The sequence below is a fragment of the Spiroplasma endosymbiont of Nomada rufipes genome (assembly GCF_964277355.1).
GTDB lineage: Bacteria > Bacillota_I > Bacilli_A > Mycoplasmatales > VBWQ01 > Spiroplasma_E.
The window spans coordinates 20,141-37,424 of sequence record NZ_OZ195517.1; the positions used below are offsets into that span (position 1 = coordinate 20,141).

At 22.3% G+C, this 17,284-nt stretch carries 14 protein-coding genes; all 14 read left to right on the plus strand.

Annotation, left to right across the window (positions count from 1 at the left end; all coding sequences use genetic code 4):
• Nucleotides 1-116 precede the first annotated feature (116 nt).
• On the plus strand, nt 117-3,344 hold the full coding sequence (locus ACICQF_RS00095; protein WP_395473220.1) for an ABC transporter permease: 3,228 nt from the start codon (nt 117-119) through the stop codon (nt 3,342-3,344).
• A 90-nt stretch (nt 3,345-3,434) separates the two neighbouring features.
• Nucleotides 3,435-4,460, plus strand: a complete 1,026-nt coding sequence (locus ACICQF_RS00100; RefSeq protein ID WP_395473221.1) for an ABC transporter ATP-binding protein — start codon at nt 3,435-3,437, stop codon at nt 4,458-4,460.
• Nucleotides 4,461-4,525: 65 nt separating this feature from the next.
• Nucleotides 4,526-5,053, plus strand: a complete 528-nt coding sequence (locus ACICQF_RS00105) for a GNAT family N-acetyltransferase (RefSeq protein WP_395473222.1) — start codon at nt 4,526-4,528, stop codon at nt 5,051-5,053.
• Between the two features lie 240 nt (nt 5,054-5,293).
• The gene (locus ACICQF_RS00110) at nt 5,294-6,913 is read left to right on the plus strand and encodes a lysine--tRNA ligase (RefSeq protein ID WP_395473223.1); all 1,620 of its coding nucleotides are present in this window, start codon (nt 5,294-5,296) and stop codon (nt 6,911-6,913) included.
• Nucleotides 6,914-7,135: 222 nt separating this feature from the next.
• Nucleotides 7,136-9,370, plus strand: coding sequence for a hypothetical protein (locus ACICQF_RS00115; RefSeq protein WP_395473224.1), 2,235 nt, complete (start codon nt 7,136-7,138; stop codon nt 9,368-9,370).
• A 117-nt stretch (nt 9,371-9,487) separates the two neighbouring features.
• A complete protein-coding gene (locus tag ACICQF_RS00120; RefSeq protein ID WP_174481339.1) occupies nt 9,488-9,649 on the plus strand; it encodes an ankyrin repeat domain-containing protein in 162 nt (53 codons plus the stop codon).
• A gap of 395 nt (nt 9,650-10,044) precedes the next feature.
• Complete coding sequence (locus ACICQF_RS00125) at nt 10,045-10,995, plus strand: IS30 family transposase (RefSeq protein ID WP_395473225.1); 951 nt, start codon at nt 10,045-10,047, stop codon at nt 10,993-10,995.
• 186 nt (nt 10,996-11,181) lie between these two features.
• A complete protein-coding gene (locus tag ACICQF_RS00130; protein ID WP_395473226.1) occupies nt 11,182-11,994 on the plus strand; it encodes a hypothetical protein in 813 nt (270 codons plus the stop codon).
• Nucleotides 11,994-12,467, plus strand: coding sequence for a 23S rRNA (pseudouridine(1915)-N(3))-methyltransferase RlmH (locus tag ACICQF_RS00135; RefSeq protein ID WP_395473227.1), 474 nt, complete (start codon nt 11,994-11,996; stop codon nt 12,465-12,467). Before ACICQF_RS00130 ends, ACICQF_RS00135 begins: the two co-directional genes overlap by 1 nt.
• 12 nt (nt 12,468-12,479) lie before the next feature.
• A complete protein-coding gene (locus ACICQF_RS00140) occupies nt 12,480-13,151 on the plus strand; it encodes a uracil-DNA glycosylase (RefSeq protein WP_395473228.1) in 672 nt (223 codons plus the stop codon).
• A gap of 109 nt (nt 13,152-13,260) precedes the next feature.
• A complete protein-coding gene (locus ACICQF_RS00145) occupies nt 13,261-14,208 on the plus strand; it encodes a hypothetical protein (protein ID WP_395473229.1) in 948 nt (315 codons plus the stop codon).
• 18 nt (nt 14,209-14,226) lie between these two features.
• The gene (locus ACICQF_RS00150) at nt 14,227-15,351 is read left to right on the plus strand and encodes a bifunctional folylpolyglutamate synthase/dihydrofolate synthase (RefSeq protein ID WP_395473230.1); all 1,125 of its coding nucleotides are present in this window, start codon (nt 14,227-14,229) and stop codon (nt 15,349-15,351) included.
• A 132-nt stretch (nt 15,352-15,483) separates the two neighbouring features.
• Complete coding sequence (locus ACICQF_RS00155) at nt 15,484-16,062, plus strand: hypothetical protein (protein ID WP_395473231.1); 579 nt, start codon at nt 15,484-15,486, stop codon at nt 16,060-16,062.
• 277 nt (nt 16,063-16,339) lie between these two features.
• Complete coding sequence (locus tag ACICQF_RS00160; RefSeq protein WP_395473675.1) at nt 16,340-17,104, plus strand: IS30 family transposase; 765 nt, start codon at nt 16,340-16,342, stop codon at nt 17,102-17,104.
• Nucleotides 17,105-17,284 lie beyond the last annotated feature (180 nt).

The following is a 17,284-nucleotide window of genomic DNA, read 5'->3' on the forward strand; positions in this document are numbered from 1 at the left end:
TAATAAAATTAAAATTTTTATTTTTTAATATAGTTCAAATATAATTAGCATTATTTTATTATGATAAAATTATACTATTAGCAGTTTTTAAGTTGTATAAGAATATTGGAGTTATAATGAGCAATCTTTTTGTTAATGTTTTAAGAGGAATCAAGAAAAGATTATTACAATATTTAGGTATTATAATACTATTAGTTATTGTAATTTCTACTCTTTCTGCGCTTTATAGTACAGCATCAAGAGCTGAATCAGGTTTTTATACAGTATTAAACAATAGTGGTAAATATGACTATCGTATTAATTTACAATTATTAAATAATTATAAAGATACTGCTAATGCAACATCAATAATCCAAACAATTATCAAAAAACAATTTAAAGATCATCCACAAGAACGAGAAATTGATGAACAGATAGATGAAATTAAAGAAAATAATCTTAGAAATAATAATTTTCCTACCCTTCCTTCGGGAATAGATATTAATAAAGATTTTGAAAATTATTTGTTAAACTGGGGATTAAGTTATCAAGGAATATTATTTAATGATATTTTAGAAAACGAAGTTAAAGATGATGAAATTTATAATTTGCAACATTATGAATTTGCTAAATCATTTTTTAAAACTTTTGATTATGAAAGCGTTATTTCTCTTAAAAAAATTTATTATTCATTAGAAAATGGATTTTATACTTCAGAAAAAAGTGAATCTTTTGATTTTACTCCAAAAAGAAATAATATTAATGAAGTTTATATTTCCGAAGGTATTAAACCTATTAATCCATTAGAAATAGTGATCAATCCTGAATTTGCACGTATTAATAATATTAAATTAAATGATTATATAACAGTTATTGATAAAGTTGAAAAGTTAAAGGTTGTTGGTTTTGGCTATGCTTATTGGGGAATTACTGGTAGTCGTACTGCAACAAATCCTAATCCGACATCTGAAAATACAAGTCCTGTTTATATGTCAAATCAATGGTTTAATAATTTAATAAAAGATTCTACATTTAGAACTAATTTAAATAATATATTTTTATTAAAAGTTAACAATAACGATAGTTATTTTGTTAGTAAGTTAGAAGAACTTTTAATTAAAACTTTTAATTTTAGTTTTGGTTCAATTATTAGCAGTGATAGTGAAGATATTCGTTCAGGAAAAATTTTAGAGAGTTTTAAAATGGAAAATATAATGTTTACGGCAATTACTCTTGTAGTATTATTAGTTATTATTTTTATCATTATGTCATATGTTAGAAAAGAAATTGATTTACAAAAACCACAGATAGGATTATTAAAAGCTCTTGGTTATAGTAATTTTCAAATTGCTATTAGTTTTGTAATTTTAATATTTTTGATAACATTCATTTCTAGTATTATTGGTTTAGGTATTGGTCTAGGATTACAAATATGATTTAATTCGTTAAATAACATTGGGTTTTTTATGCCATTACCAATACTATTTTTTAGTTGGATAGTATTTATTGTAAGTTTAATAATTATTCCTATTATTTTTATAGTAATTAGTTATATGCAATCGGAAACAAAATTACGCGTTAGTCCATTATTATTAATTTATGATAGACCAAGTAATTCAAGTTCTAAACTAATTTCAGTTTTAAAATACCCCTTTCGTTATTGACCATTTAAACAACGTTTAGCAATTGCTTTCAGTCTAAAATCGGTTGGAAAACTATTTTTAGTATTTTTTACTTTTATTTTTGTTAGTTTTTTATTACTATTTCAAAGTTCAGCTACTGATTTATTTGATAATAAAATAAACAATTTATATGGATATTACAATAAAGATGTTAAATGAAATACATCAACTTCATCAATGTATACATATACTAATGATTCTAATTTAAGTATTGATAAGCAGGTTTTTGATTGAGTTTCAGAAAAAGATATTGCGAAAGATAAAGAAACCGGTACTAATAAATATCATCAATGAGTAGCTGATGATTTTCATATTGATAATGATAGTAAAGCTAAAAAAATTGAAAGTGTTATTATTAATAATAATTTTAAAGATTATTTTATGAATAGCGAAGAAATTAATATCCTTTATCAAAAAACTAAGACTAAATCTGATTGTGAAGATTTTATTAATCCAAAAAAGATACTACCTGAACCATTAATGGAAATTATTTGTCAAAATATTCATCAAATATTTAATTATATTTCAACAAATACAGGTATTAATCCAGAAATAAACTCGTTGCCTGGTATTAGTTTAGGTTTAAATATTTATAATAATAAGTATTATCCAACTATTGAAATAAATTTAAGACCTCCTAATGAATGAAAAGGACATAATCAAGGCCGCATTCTCGCAAAAAAAATTAAAGCAACAGGACTTTATAATGATCCATATCAAGATTTAGTTTGAAAAAATTGATTTAACTTTAAAGAAGCAAAAAATCGTGATATTGATCCTATTTTTAATAATTCTCATAATTTACAAGCACAAAAAGTTACTTATACTGATAATCAAGGACAAAATATAACAACTACAGCTTATATTTTACCAGCAGTTATTTCAAAAACATTATCAATTTTAAATGATTATAAAATTGATGATCACTTTTTAATGTTAGCAAGTTGATATAATTATACAATTCCAGTAATTTATCAAGTTAAAGGAATTATTGAAAATAATTTAGACAATTCGAATGTTTATATTAATCTTGATGATTTACGAACATCTATTGGATTAATAAAACCTTCCCCGTCAGAAGATCCAAAACCAATATCAGATTCTTTTAATCATTGATTATCTAAAGAGAGCAATATTTTTCCATTAAATTATATAAATATTTTGCAACCATCTGCAGAATATACTAAAGAACAAATATTAGCAAAAAATTTAGAACCTATTAATAAAATACCTTTTATTAATGATTTAGTTAAAAGATTATTAGTTGAAATATTTGATGGAATTAGAACAATTATAAATATTACAAAAATTTTAACATTATTTGCTGTAGCTTTTGTATTGGTAATTATTGTTAATATGATTTTAGATAATAATTTATTAATTATTGCAATGATGAAATCTTTGGGTTATCGTGTAAATGAAATTAACAGATTGATTATTGGCTCCTATATTATTGCTTTATTGGTTGCTTTTATTTTAGGTACTATTATTTCTTATGTTGTGTGAAATATTATTACTTTAATTATTGCAACTAAAGCAAGCGTTGTTTTTAATGTGGCTGCTAATCTAGTTACAATTTTATCTTGTTTTGGAATGGTATTTTTAATAATGGTTATTGGCTATGCTGTTGGGTTATATTTAATTAAATACAAACCAGTAACAGCTTTATTACAAGGAAGTTAAAATATTTTTTAAGCATTTCTATATAAACAAGATAAAGCAATTGATAAAATGAGTGTGTTATTTATAAAAGCATGGAATTAAAAAGGAGAAATGATTATGAAAAAAGATAATAAGGAAATTAAAAAAGATGATAAAGACATTGGAAGTAAACAAGTAACTAAAAATAAATTAGAATCTATTTTTACAAAGAAGTCAGTATCTAAAACCGAAGGTACAATACCACCAGTAACTCATAAATCTCATGATAAACCAGAATCAAAGGAAGAAATAGAAGCTAATAAAGCTAAATTACAAGCTTTTAAAGATAATCAAAAAGCAATTAAAAAATTAACAAAAACTCATTCAAAAGAAATTTTAGCAGGTAAAATTATATCAATGACTAATAATACTCCTGATACTCAAACTAATGTTATTGAATTATTTGATGTTAAAAAATCTTACTTAACTGGAGACTTAGAATATGAAGTATTAAAAGGAGTTAATTTAAAAATTAAATTAGGTGATTTTGTTGTTATCTTAGGACCATCGGGAAGTGGTAAGACAACATTATTAAATATTATTTCGGGATTGGATAAACCTAATACTGGTGATGTTTTTGTGGCCGGATACAATTTATCTTTATTAAAAGATAGTCGTTTAACTAAATTTAGACGAGATAATGTTGGTTTTATTTTTCAACAATACAATTTATTAACTAACTTAACTGCTCGTGAAAATGCTGAAGTTGGTGAAAATCTTGCTAAAAATAAAAATAAAAATATGAGTATTGATGATATTTTTCAAGTTATTGAAATGGATGAACATATGAATAAGTTTCCAAGTCAATTATCAGGTGGACAACAACAAAGAGTATCGATTGGTAGAGCACTAGCAAAAAATCCGACAATTTTATTTTGTGATGAGCCAACAGGAGCACTTGATGAGGAAATGGGGCGTAAGGTGTTAGAAATTTTATTGAATGTTAATCGAGAATATAAAACATCAATTATTATGGTTACTCATAATCCTAACTTCCAATATGTTGCAAATACTGTTATTAACGTTAAAAATGGTAAAATTATTAGTGTAAAGAATAATGAAAAACCAATGAAACCAAGTGAAATAAATTGAAATTAATATTATTAATTAAATAAACTAACAAATTGTTAATAGAAAAAATATCATAACAAAGGAGTAAAAATATGATATTTTTTGAAACCCCTAGATTAAAAATTAGACAGTGAAAAGATAGTGATTTAGATGAACTTGTTTTATTAAATTCTGATAAAGATGTCATGAAATATTTTTCTATTACATTATCAAAAGATGATACAGAAAAATATTTTTTGAAAATTAAAAATAATTTAAATAATAATGGATTTGGTTTTTATGCTGTTGAATTTAAAAAAGACAATAAATTTATTGGTTTTATTGGCTTTAGCGAAGTTGATTTTATTGTTGATTTTAGACCATGTATTGAAATTGGTTGGCGTTTTAAAAAAAGTGTTTGAGGTCAAGGAATAGCAACAGAAACAGCTAAAGAATGTTTAAAATATGCAAAAAACAATTTAAAATTAACTGAAATTTATAGTTTTACTAGTATATTAAATATTAAATCAGAAAATGTAATGAAACGAATAGGTATGAAAAAAATAAAAGAATTTTATCATCCAAAAATAAATAAAAGTGATATTTTAGCAAAACATGTTTTATACAAAATTAATATTTAGAAAGTAAAAAATGTTTAATAAATTATCTCTAATTTTTATAGATATCTATTAGTAGAAATATTTAAATTAAACTTTAATCCTTATTATAAATATAAGGGTTTTATTATAAAATTTAAAATTAATTGTTGACAGTAGAATTTGGTATTGAAAATTGATATCATTATGTATAAACCTAAACAATCTTATTTAATTTAATTTTTTTATTTTAAATACTTATTTTAAATACAAAGGATGAAAACAATGAAAGAAAATAAACTTGAAATTAATGGACGTATTTTGACAGAGCAAGAAGCATTAAGATATCAAAAAATACAAGATTTATATAAGCAAAATTATGATATTTATGGGCGTAATTGAGAAAGAAATTATAATTGTGAAACTTTAAATAGCGAATTTAGAAATAAAAATAAAGAAGAGTTAGCAAAATTTGTTGCTAATTTACCTAATGATCAAATTAAAATGGCAGGTAGATTAATGACAAAAAGAGAAATGGGAAAGGGCTCAATCTTTGCTCATTTGCAAGATCAAACAGGTAAATTTCAAATTTATTTAAAACCAGAATATGTTAATCAAAAAAAATTTGAATGATTTGCAGAATATGCAGATTTAGGCGATTTTTTTGGTATTAAAGGTAAGGTTATGAAAACCAATAAAGGAGAACTAACAGTTCAAGTCTATGATATTGTAATGTTATCAAAAGCACTTAGACCTTTACCAGATAAATTTCATGGTTTAACAGATATTGAAGAACGTTATCGACGAAGATATGTAGATTTAATTATGAATCAAGAAACTAAAAAAACATTTTTACAACGTACACAAATTATTAATGAATTAAGAAGTTTTTTAAATAATAAAGGTTATTTAGAAGTTGAAACACCTATTTTACAAGAAGTATATGGTGGTGCTGCCGCTAAACCTTTTATTACTCATCATAATACATTAAAAACCGATTTATATTTACGAATTGCTACTGAATTACATTTAAAAAGATTAATAGTTGGTGGTTTTGAAAAAGTTTATGAAATTGGTAGATTATTTCGTAATGAAGGTATGAGTAAAAAACATAATCCAGAATTTACAACTATTGAAATTTATGTTGCCTATCAAGATATGAAATATATGATGGATTTAACAGAGTCTTGTATAAAACATTTAATTAATATAGTGCATAATAAATTAACATTAGAATATGATGAAAATATATTAAATTTTGAAAAATCATGAAAAAAAATTAGTATGATTGATTCAATTAAAAAAGCTATGATCAAAGATGAAGAGTTTACTAAAATTTTCCAAGAAATTAGTGATATGATTTTAAAATATCATAATATTGAAGATGATAATATTAGAAATATTGAAAAAAATAAAACATTTAAACTTATATTAAAACTTGCAAAAAATTATAAACTTCATATTCCAGATCATTATAATAGTACTGGTCATATTATTAATTTATTTTTTGAATCTTTTGTTGAAGAAACTTTAATTCAACCTACTTTTATTTTTGATTATCCAATTGAAATTTCACCACTTGCTAAATTAAATAAAAATAGTAAAGAGTTTACTGATCGTTTTGAATTATTTATTGCTGGTAGAGAATATGCAAATGCTTATTCGGAACTAAATGATTCTTTGCAACAATATAATCGTTTTGAAGAGCAAGTAAAAGAAAAAAATAGTGGTAATGATGAAGCAGCAACTATGGATTTAGACTTTGTTGAAGCATTGGAGTATGGTATGCCACCAACAGGTGGATTGGGCATTGGTATTGATCGGTTGGTTATGTTAATAACTGGTCAAAATAGTATTAAAGATGTATTATTATTTCCACATATGAAACCCAGAACTGAAAAATAATTTTTGTGATAAATTTTTATTATATAAACATATAATAGTAATTTATCTTTTTTTTAAAAAAAGATAAATTAATTAGTTATAATCAAGATAGTTCTTTAGAATAAGGAGCGTTTTATTGTTATTAACACAAAAGATTGAAAAATATAAGTTTTCAAACCCATTGTTTTATTTAAAAACAATTGATTTTTTGTTTTATAAATAAAATTTAGGAGAATAAGATTTATGCCCTGATTTAATGAATTAATAAAAAAATTTAGAAATTATCCTTTAACTGATGAAAATTTAGACGAAGTTGTTGAAACTTTTAAGAATTTTTTTAAAGAATACAATGAAAAAGATAATTTTTTTTCTAATTCAGAAGATACTGATTTTGAAAACCCAACTACATCAGCACCATTAACTCAATTAAAAGAAAATAAAAAAACTGATTTAGATAAATTAATTAAAGAATTAAGAAATGATTTAAAATATAATTTCTTTTCTTATTTTTGAGAAAAAAAAGAAAATTTAAAATTAATTAGACAATTAGATTATTTTTTAATAGAACTTGATAGTAAAATTAAAGAACAAAATGAAAAATTATTATCCTTGGAGAAAAATAAAACATTAATTGAACAAAATAAAATTAATAAAGTTAGCCAAAATAGTACTGAGTTTACTGAAATCACAGATTATTTTAATCTTTTTAATTTTTTAAGTGAAACAATAAGTAATGATATTATTTTTTTAAAAACAATAAATTTAAACATTTTTGAAAATAAAAAAGAGTTTTTAAAAAAAACACGAGAATTAAAAATAAAAATTAATAAAGAAATTCGTAGGCTATATCAAAAAAATGAGGAATTGGAAAATAAAAAAGAGAAAATTTTTGAAAACCTTTTTAAAGAAGAAGTTATGACTCAATTAATTTTATCTTTTTGAGCATTTAGAATGAAAAGTGGAGATGAATATAAATTAATTTTAAATGAAGATAAAGATTTAAAAAGTAAATTTGATAAAAATTTTGTATTTTTCTTTGAATTAATAGATGACATATTTAACCGATATATTAAAAAAAATATTAAAAATGAAGAAAGAATATACAATGATATATTTGAAAAATATAATGATCGAGAAAAAGAATTAATAAGTGAACAAGAAGAAATTATTAAAACTAAAGATAAAGTGAAAGAAAGTATAGAATTATTTAAAAATGAATTAGAAGAAAAAAAAGAACAAATTAGAATACATGAGAAAGAGATAGCAGAAAAAAGAAAACAAATTGAAAATTTAGAAAAACGAAAGAAAAATATAAAAATCAAAAAAATTACTTACTTGCAAGATTTAGAAGAAAATAAAAATAATATTGAAAATCAAATATTTATTCCAAATATTTCAGATGATAAAAAAGGAAAAAAACAATATTTAAAAGAAATAGATGTAGTGATTAAAAAAAAGAATAGTGATATTAAGAAAAAGAATGATTATATTGCGGAGTTACAATATAATATTACAAGACATGATACCGAGTTAAGTATTAATGATAAAAAAATAAAAAAAATTGAGGATAAAATTAATAAAATTGAGGATTTTTTTAAGCAAAATAAACATACGATGATGTTTGAACTTAAAAAAATAAAAGAAAAATGAATTAAAAATATTAGTAAAGATCAAAAAATATTTATTAATTTCTTAAAAGAAGTTAATAAATTAGAAAATATGGAATTTATTAAGATTATTGAAAATTATTGAGAACAAAATGCTGATAGTATTAAAAAATTTAATGAAAATTTTAACATTCAAAATAATTTAGAAACCATAAGAGAAGAAAATGAAATAATAGAAAATGAATTTAAAAATGATTTCACAACTTTAGAAATTAATTTTAAATTAAAAGAAAAAGAAATAATAGAAAATGCAATTAGAGAAAAAAAGGAAAAAATTCAGGAGTATTTAAGAACAATTAATCAATCAAAATTAGTAAGTATTGAAATCCAAACCGAAATAAATGAAGAAAATGAGAAGCCTAGTTGACAAGATCAAAAAATTGAGGAACAAAATAAAACCATTGAAAAACTAGAATTTCAAATAAATGATTTAGAAAAAAAAATAATTTCAATAAAGGAATTACATGAAGATGAAGTAAAAGATTTATCTACAACATCGGAAAATATTAGAGATTTTTTTGCAATGGAAATTAAAAAAACTACTGAAAATTGTGATAATTTAAAAAATAGTTTAAATAAAAAAAATTCAAAAAAAGAAGAACAAAAAATTAAAAATAAATTAAATGAAGAAGAAATAAAATTAACATCTTTAAATGAAGTATGAAAATTAATAAGTACTGAAATTCCAGAGTTACAGCAACCTTTATCAGAAGAATCAAAAAATGCAAGCAAACAAAAATGAGAGAATATGGGCTTAATAGAATCTCAATTACCTTTGGAAACAAAAGCAGAAATATTAAATACAATTTAAACTAATAAGATTAAATTTATTATTGTATCAAGTTTAATTTATAGAAAGAGAAAAAAAGTACATTAGAAAAAAAGAGTATTTATTAATAAGAAAAATGAAAAAATAATACAAGTCATTATGAATAATAACTTAGAAAAAGTTAAATTATTAGTTAGGAATGGTGTTAGTATAAATTATGTAATTAAAGATGGTTTCACTATTTTGATGTTAGCTATCAAAGATAATGATTTAGAGATAGTTAAGTATTTAATAGATAATAATGAAATCTTTATCAAGTAAATGAATATGGACATAATGCTTTAATATTAGTCGTTTGAAATAATCATTTGGAAGTCTTTAATTTTTTTTAATGCAAAAACTAACGATATTTTAGATGAAGAAATTTTAGAACAAAATGAAGATAAATTATCAACATATGAAAGTATATTAAAAGAAAATAAAGACAAATTACCAACATATGAAGAAGCAATGAAATTTCAACAAAAAATTAATAAATCTGATTTTTTAAAGATGAAATAGATTGGCAAAAGCAATTATCAATGATAAAAATTTAATTCCTTTTATGATAATGCTGAATTATACTTGTAAGTGCAAGTAAATAAAATTGCAAAAAATTCTCATATAAAAATTTCATAATGCTAAATTTAGTTTAGAAAAAAGCAAGGAGTTTTTATATGAGTTATAAACATCTTGGCATAGATGAAAGGATTTATATTGAGAATCAATTGAAATTTAAATTTAAAATTAGTGAAATAGCTAAAAATCTTAATCGAAGTATTAGTACTATTATTCGAGAAATTAATAGAAATAAAGATAATAATCATTATTTTTCATTAATTGCACAAAATAAAGCTGAAAATCGAAAACAATCACATATTAGTTTTCATAAGTTTAAAAATAAGAATTTAGTAAAATATGTACAACAAAAATTACTATTAGGTTGATCACCTGAACAAATTTATGGCAGAATTAAAAATTTTCATAAACAATGAGTTATTAGTTTTAAAACAATTTATACTTGAATTTATTTTGGAATGCTTGATAAAGTTACTAGTAAAAATTTAAGAAGAAAAGGTAAAAAACGAAAATCTAAAGAAAATCGTGACAAGTTTAATGGTAAATCAATTAAAGAACGAGATATAAATGTTAATGATCGTATAACACTTGGTCATTGAGAAGGAGATACTATAGTATCATCAAGAGGCAAAAGCAAATCATGTTTAATAACTTTAGTTGAAAGAGTATCACGATTTACTTTAGCAATATTAGTTAAAAACAGAACTACTAAAGTTATTAATAAAAATGTCAGTTATTATTTATCAATTCTTCCTAAAAACATTGTTAAAACTATTACTTTTGATCGTGGCAAAGAATTTTCAAATTGACAACAACTTGAAAAAAATTTAGATGTAAAAATTTATTTTGCCAATCCATATTCACCTTGACAAAGAGGTACTAATGAAAATACTAATGGTTTAATTAGAGAAAAATTTCCTAAAAAATTTATTTTTTCAAAAACTAATAAAAATGAAGTTCATAAATTTATATTGTCTTTAAATCAAAGACCGAGAAAAATATTAAATTATCTTTCACCAATCGAATATTTGGATAGAAAAATAATTTAGTTGCACTTACCTTTACAATTTAGCTAATAATAATTTTTATTAAAATATTAAAATAAACATTAATATTTTAATTTTAAAAAATGTATTTTTACCTATATGAATTTCCTTTTGCTTTTTATAAAAAAATAAGTTACAATTCTTAGTGAATATTTAATTATTATTTAGTTTAAGGAGAATAACAATCAAATGCGTAAATTAATCACTTTATTTTCAACACTTAGTTTACTTTCTTCTTCTGTGAGTACTATTGTGGCTTGTGGTACTGGAGATGGTTTAAAAATTCAAGCAAATTTTGAAAACGAGCCATCAAACAAAGAAGGTGATCCGTTAGTTGATTATGTTTATAATAAATACTATCAATATGATACTAAACTTTTATACAAACCACTTACTGCATTTATGCAACTAGCAGCAGACAAAATTAGAATTGATCGTAATGCATTAGAAGTTACAGATGCTGCTAGGGATTTTTATAATAGTGACCAATATAAATCAGGTAATTATGAGAGTATTAATTATAATGTTAATAATGATCCAGATAAAGTAATGAATGAACCATTTAGTTGTAAAGATGCAAATGGAAGTCTTTTAGTTTTTGGTTTAACTGATAATGATATATCTAAACAGCAATATTATGGTTATTGATATGTTACATATGAAACAGCAACAGAAGCAGAAAACCCTTCAAAAGTTGCTAAAACTAGTATTGTTTCACCAAAAATTACTGACTTTAAAGATGATAAAAATAAAACTTTTTTTAAAAAAGGTTGAATTCATTTATTCTTTATAATGGAAGATTCAAAAATGAACAAGACTTTTAAAATTGATTTTAATATTCAAATTGATGTAATTTTTAGTTTATGAGTTGATAAAAATAAAAAAGAAATAGTTGTTATTAATCCAAATACTATTGATAAAGCTTTGGGTGATGTTTATTTTCGTAACCCAGATAAAGTGGTTCATGAAAGAATAAATAACATGGCTTTTTCAGAATTATAATGATAAATATTAAAATTGTTTGTATTGGCCAGTTGTCACAAACATATTGAAAATCAGCCGCCAAAGATTATTTAGAACGAATTAAAAAGCGAACTAATATTGAAACAAAAAATATTATCGAATCTAAATTAAATTCAATTCCTAATAATATTAAAATTGAAACCAATAAAATCACCGAATACATATCAAAGAATAATGATTATCAATGATTTTTATTAGATTTATCAGGACAATTAATAAGTAGTGAACAATTATCACATATGATTAATAAAAATCAAATTTATCAACAAGGTAAAATTGGTTTTATTATTGGAGGTAGTAATGGTGTAGCACAAATATTAAAAGACAATATTAATTTAATTAAAATTTCCTTTGGTAAAATAACATTACCTCATCAATTATGTTATGTTGTTTTATTAGAACAAATATATCGTTCATTACAAATACTTAATAATCAAAGTTATCATAAGTAGTAGGTGAAAAAAATGTATAATAAAACTTTATTTGTTGATTCCTCATGATTAGAATTTTTTCAACAAGAATATAAAGAAGCATATTTTACTAAATTATTAGAAGATATTAAAAAGGAATATCAAACTTATCTTTGCTATCCTCAATGAGAAGAAATATTTCAAGCTTTTAAAATAACTCCTTTATCAAAGGTTAAAGTAATAATATTAGGTCAAGATCCTTATCATCAGCCAAATCAAGCTCATGGCTTAGCATTTAGTGTTCAAACAAATACTCCATTACCACCAAGTTTAAAAAACATTTTTCAAGAACTAAAAAATGATTTAAATATTGAAAAAGATAATGATGGTAATTTAACAACTTGAGCTAAACAGGGAGTTTTGCTTTTAAATACAACTTTAACTGTCAGACAAAGTCAACCTAATAGTCATTTACAATATCAATGAGTAACTTTTACTGATCATGTTTTATCATTTTTAAATTTAAACTGTACTAATCTTGTTTTTATTTTATGAGGTAAAAACGCAAGAAATAAAAAAATGCTAATTGATACAGAAAAACATTTTATTATTGAGAGTGCACATCCTTCACCTTTAATTGCTTATAATGGTTTTTTTAATTCAAGACCATTTAGCAAAACTAATAATTGATTGATTTCAAAAAATAAAACTCCCATTAAGTGATAAAAATAAAAAAATACTAATTTTATTATATGTATTTAAGCAAACAATGTTATGATATATTTGTTAAAATTAATATAGTTTTAAAGAATATTTCGGGAATGGTGGTTATTAAATGCCCAATAATTTAATATTTAATCACATATTTTCTCAACGATATGATTTAAATACCTTAAATTTATTTAGTAGATCTACAGCTATTTATTTAATTATTACTTTAAGTAGCATAATGTTAGCATATATTTTAATGAATAGTTTTTGAAAATGATTTCGTAAAGATAAATATAAAGGTGTTCGTTTTACTACTAAAAATATTGCTTATATAACAATGTTATCTTCAGTATCAGTTGTGGCAACTATTATTGTTTCTATTACGATACCAATTACAGTATTACCACCAATTAGAATTGCTTTTGAGGGTTTAATGATTAAAATAACCGGTTATATGTTTGGTCCAATTATAGGTATTATTTGTGCTGCAGTAACAGATATTTTAGTAATGTTATTTGTTCCTTCATATATTAGCGTTTATTATATGTTTTGTATTATTTTTACTGGTTTTTTGGCAGGAATTGCTGGAATATTTAAAGTAAAACTAAAAGATTATCCATGAGTTATTTTTGCTTTAATTAATTTTTTTATTATTTTCTTTGCTGGTGGCGGCATGTATATTGTTATTTCAGGTAAGCAATCATCATATTCTATGTCAGGAATTATTGTTAATAAATATGTTCTGGCTAGTATTATGGGTGGTGGTGGCATTATTGGCCTATTAAGTATTTATAGTGTTTTATTTTATTATTTATTGAAAAAAGAAATTTATAGAATTAAAGAAATTTTACCAATTATTTTATTAGCGGTAGTAGCTGAGTATGTAACAACAGTGCTTATAGCCTCTTATGCTGATATGACTTTATTTGATCCTAATGCCAAGGATTATGGAGTAACAGCAATTATGAGAATTTTGCAAGCACCTCTTAAAATTATAATTAATTCAATTATAATTTATGTGACTTGAAGAACCGTTAATCCTTTAATTAATATTGATAATAATAATTATTAAATAAAGGATTTTAAAAATATGAATGAAGAATTTTTTAAAAAAATATCTAAATATTCAAATAAAGATTGTTTAAAAAAATTAAAAATTATTAGTCCAAAATATTTAAACAATAATATTAAGTATATTCATGTAACTGGAACAAATGGTAAAGGTTCAGTATCACGTTTAATTTTTGCTATATTATCACAAACCTTAAAACAAAAAATTGGTTTGTTTACTTCTCCCCATATTGAGTTTGTTAATGAACGAATTATTGTTAATGATAGAATGATTAGTAATCAAGATTTAGTTCGCATTAGAGACTTGATTTTTGATGATATTGAATATTATCAATTAGGTTTTTTTGGTATTTTAACTTTAATTGCATTAATTTATTTTCAAGAACAAAATGTGCAATGAGCAATAATTGAAGTTGGGATTGGTGGAAAAATTGATCCTACAAATATCATTGATGCAACATATGCTATTATCACTTCAATTGGTAAAGATCATCAAGATAGACTTGGTAAAACTACATCTGAAATATTACATCAAAAATTAGGAATAGTAAAACCAACGACAAAAAATATTTTTATTTCAGGTAATTTAAATAATAAATTAAAAAAGCAAATTGATATGGAAGGTTATAAACCTATATATTCTCCAAGATTAATCAACCAACCATACTATCAAGAAAATAAAAAATTAGTTTTAATATTAATTTCAAAAACATTTTTAGAAATTAATATTAAACAAGCTTTAAAAATCATTAATGATACTAATATTAGATTACGATTTGAGAAATATCAAATTAATGATAAAACTATTTATTTTGATGCTGCTCATAATATTGATGGTATTAAAGCATTAATTAAAACGCTAAAAATTAATAAAATTATTCCTCAACAAATTATATTTTCTTGTTTAAAAAATAAATATCCACAAAAATTAATTAGTTGTTTAAAAAAAGTATCAGATAATATTATTATTTGTGGTAATAGTAATTTAAATAGTATTACTGGTGAATTTTTTGATTATCAAAAAATGATTGAATGTAGCCCTCATAAAATAATTTTAATTACGGGTTCTTGTTATTTTTTGGCAGATGTTCTTAATTATTTAAGAACAAAGAAAATAATTATGATAAAAAAGGGTGGTAATTAAATGAATGTGTTGTTATTGAATATAATTAGTGGACTGTTAATTTTAATTACTTTTTTATTGATCACAGTTTTTGATTATAAAGATAATAAAAAAAAGATAAAGCAAATAAAATTTATTTGCTTAAGTGGAATAATGTTAGCATTAGCTGTTTCTTTAAATACAACAGGTGCTTTAATGTTAAAAAGTTTACCATTTTCTAAATATTTTGAAATTAAATTGGGTAATTTTATATTAGTTTTAATAGGTTTCTTTTGTGGTGGAATATTAGGGTTTCTTAGTGGTATTGCCAGTGATTTTTTAGGTTTATTATTTAGTACTAGTGGTGCATCACCATGTTTATTTTTTACTTTTACTAGTATTTTATGATGTATATTACCTTACTATTTAGTATTAAATTTTAGTAAAATTTATTATAGTAAAAAGACATTTTATTGATATTTGCCAATTGCTTATGCTATTACTTCATTAATTATTACTGGTACTGATCCTATTGCATTAAAAATCTTATTTCCTGGATTACCACCTTTATGATTAATGTATTTTCCATTAAGAGTTATAAAATATCCTATTGATTTAACGGTTAATGTTTTTTTAATTATTACTTGTTATTCTGCATTAAAGAAAACTTTAAATTTAGAAAATCAATTTAAAAAATATTATTTCGCTACAGATCCGCAATCTTTACAATATAATAGAATACCTGAAGAATAAATCAAAAAATAATTATTTAATTAAAATTTCTGATATTTTTTGTAACATTTTTAAATTTATCTCTTTATTGAGAATATATTAAATTAATAGTAATTTTTTAATATTACTATTTTAATTTTAATAGCATGTTTATTTATTGATATAGAAATCATGTAAAATGATTGTATTAAAATGCTGAATTATACTTGTAAGTGCAAGTAAATAAAATTGCAAAAAATTCTCATATAAAAATTTCATAATGCTAAATTTAGTTTAGAAAAAAGTAAGGAGTTTTTATATTAGTTATAAACATCTTGGCATAGATGAAAGGATTTATATTGAGAATCAATTGAAATTTAAATTTAAAATTAGTGAAATAGCTAAAAATCTTAATCGAAGTATTAGTACTATTATTCGAGAAATTAATAGAAATAAAGATAATAATCATTATTTTTCATTAATTGCACAAAATAAAGCTGAAAATCGAAAACAATCACATATTAGTTTTCATAAGTTTAAAAATAAGAATTTAGTAAAATATGTACAACAAAAATTACTATTAGGTTGATCACCTGAACAAATTTATGGCAGAATTAAAAATTTTCATAAAGAGTGAGTTATTAGTTTTAAAACAATTTATAATTGAATTTATTTGGGTTTTCTTGATAAAGTTACTAGTAAAAATTTAAGAAGAAAAGGTAAAAAACGAAAATCTAAAGAAAATCGTGGCAAGTTTAATGATAAATCAATTAAAGAACGAGATATAAATGTTAATGATCGTATAACACTTGGTCATTGAGAAGGAGATACTATAGTATCATCACGAGGTAAAAGCAAATCATGTTTAATAACTTTAGTTGAAAGAGTATCACGATTTACTTTAGCAATATTAGTTAAAAACAGAACTACTAAAGTTATTAATAAAAATGTCAGTTATTATTTATCAATTCTTCCTAAAAACATTGTTAAAACTATTACTTTTGATCGTGGCAAAGAATTTTCAAATTGACAACAACTTGAAAAAAATTTAGATGTAAAAATTTATTTTGCCAATCCATATTAACCTTGACAAAGAGGTACTAATGAAAATACTAATGGTTTAATTAGAGAAAAATTTACTAAAAAATTTATTTTTTCAAAAACTAATAAAAATGAAGTTCATAAATTTATATTGTCTTTAAATCAAAGACCGATAAAAATATTAAATTATCTTTCACCAATCGAATATTTGGATAGAAAAATA